The sequence below is a fragment of the Variovorax sp. GW821-FHT09D04 genome, from assembly GCF_059416405.1.
On record NZ_JBWKPA010000023.1, the window covers coordinates 1,237 to 3,481 of the forward strand.

The window sequence follows — 2,245 nt, forward strand, 5'->3', positions numbered from 1 at the left end:
CGGCAAGACCACCGCGCTGGTGGGCGAATCGGGCTCGGGCAAGTCGGTCACCAGCCTCACGCTGATGCGCCTCTTGCCCAAGACCGCCAATGCGCAGGTCAGCGGATCGGCTTCCTTCGTCACCCGCGAAGGCAAGACGCTCGACCTGCTGCAGATCGGCGAGCGCGAGATGCGCTCGCTGCGCGGCAACCAGCTGTCGATGATCTTCCAGGAGCCGATGACGAGCCTGAACCCGGTGTTCACCATCGGTGAGCAGATTGCAGAGAGCGTGCGCCTGCACAAGGGGCTCGACCGCAAGGCCGCGCTCGCGCATGCGCTGCGCATGCTGGAACTGGTCGAGATTCCGGCTGCGGCCCAACGCATCCACGAGTACCCACATCAACTCTCGGGCGGCATGCGCCAGCGCGTGATGATCGCGCTGGCCATGGCCTGCGACCCGACGCTGCTGATCGCCGACGAGCCCACCACCGCGCTGGACGTGACCATCCAGGCGCAGATCCTCGAACTCATGCGCCGGCTGCAGGCCGAGACGGGCATGAGCATCCTGTTCATCACGCACAACCTGGGCGTGGTGGCGCACCATGCCGACGACGTGGTGGTCATGTACTCGGGCCGGGTGGTCGAGCGTGCGCCGGTGCGGCCTCTGTTCGCGCAGCCCGAGCATCCGTACACGCAGGGCCTGCTGGCCTGCCTGCCGGGCAAGGCGCGGGTTCCTGGGCAACCCAAGCCCAAGCGGCTGTTCGCCATTCGCGGGCAGGTGTCGAGCCCGCTGGCGCCACCGCCCGGCTGTGCCTTCGAGCCGCGCTGCGACCAGGCGCTGGCGAGTTGCAAGGACGCGATGCCGCCCCTGATCGACATCCGGCAGGACCGCCAGGCGCGCTGCGTGCGCGTGCAGCCCGACCAACCGCTCGCGAGGGCTGCATGATGACCACCGCTGTTTCTTCCCCGTCTTCCTCTCCCCTCATCGAAGTCCGCGGGCTTAAAAAATACTTCGGCAGCAGCGAGCGCCCCGTGCGCGCGGTCGACGACGTGTCCTTCGCGATCCACCCCGGCGAGACGCTGGGCCTGGTCGGCGAATCGGGCTCGGGCAAGAGCACCATCGGGCGCACCGTGCTGCGGCTGGTCGAGCGCACCGAGGGCCAGGTGCTCTATCGGGGCGACGACATCGGCGGCCTCTCCGGCGAGCGCATGCGCAAGCTGCGCAGCAAGCTGCAGATCATCTTCCAGGACCCGTACGCCAGCCTGAACCCGAAGATGCGCATCAGCGCCATCCTGGGCGAGGCGCTGTCCACGCACGGCCTGCACAAGGGCGCGGCGGCGCGCGACAAGCGCATCGCCGAGCTGCTGGAGACCGTGGGCCTGCGCCCCGAGCATGCGAGCCGCTTCCCGCACGAGTTCTCGGGCGGCCAGCGCCAGCGCATCGGCGTGGCGCGCGCGCTGGCCGTGGAGCCCGAGTTCATCGTGGCCGACGAGCCGCTGTCGGCGCTGGACGTGTCCATTCAGTCGCAGGTCATCAACCTGCTGGCCGACCTGCGCGAGCGCCTGGGCCTGACGATGCTCTTCATCTCGCACGACCTGGACGTGGTCGAGTACCTGTGCGACCGCGTGGTCGTGCTGTACCTGGGCAAGGTGATGGAAGTGGCGACCACCGAGGAGCTGTTCGCGAACCCCTCGCACCCCTACACCCAGGCGCTGCTGGCCGCGAGTCCGAAGCCTGATCCGGAGATGGCGACCGAGCGCATCGCATTGAAGGGCGACATTCCCAGCCCGATCTCGCCGCCCTCGGGCTGCGTGTTCCGCACGCGTTGCCCGCATGCCATCGAGGCCTGCGCGCAGACGGTACCCACGCTCGACGAACTTTCTCCCGGACACTACAGCGCCTGCATCCGCAAAGAACTGCTCTCCCACATCGCCGTTGCACGACCATGACCGACATTTCTTCCTCGACACACGATTTCATCGACCCGCTGCTGAGCGACCGTTTCAAGGGCTACCCGCGCACCCAGCCGCCGCGCCTGCGCAGTGAAGTCGGCGCCGCCGGCTGGAACGTGCTGGCCGGCGACCTGCCGCTGCCGCTGGCCGTGCTCAAGCGCGAGGCGCTCGAGCACAACCTGGCGTGGATGCAGGCGCGCGTGCGCGAATGGGGCATCGACCTGGCCCCGCACGGCAAGACCACCATGTCGCCGCAGCTGTTCCAGCGCCAGTTGGATGCGGGTGCGTGGGGCCTGACCTTTGCCACCGTCAC

Annotated in this window: 2 protein-coding genes and 1 pseudogene; all 3 read left to right on the forward strand. The window is 68.5% G+C overall.

Annotated elements, in window-relative coordinates; translation table 11 throughout:
* Nucleotides 1–925, forward strand: a 925-nt coding sequence (locus tag AC07O4_RS31470; RefSeq protein ID WP_495306618.1) for an ABC transporter ATP-binding protein, incomplete at its 5' end; no start/stop codon positions are given.
* Entirely contained in the window at nt 925–1,929 is a 1,005-nt protein-coding gene (locus tag AC07O4_RS31475; protein ID WP_495306619.1) for an ABC transporter ATP-binding protein, read from the forward strand. The genes AC07O4_RS31470 and AC07O4_RS31475, both read left to right, overlap by 1 nt.
* Nucleotides 1,926–2,245, forward strand: a pseudogene (locus AC07O4_RS31480) (amino acid deaminase); the annotation flags it as partial. The gene AC07O4_RS31475 and the pseudogene AC07O4_RS31480, both read left to right, overlap by 4 nt.

Excerpts from the sequence above, each read along its gene's own strand:
- AC07O4_RS31475 (WP_495306619.1), top strand. The coding sequence starts at position 925 with ATGACCACCGCTGTTTCTTCCCCGTCTTCCTCTCCCCTCATCGAAGTC.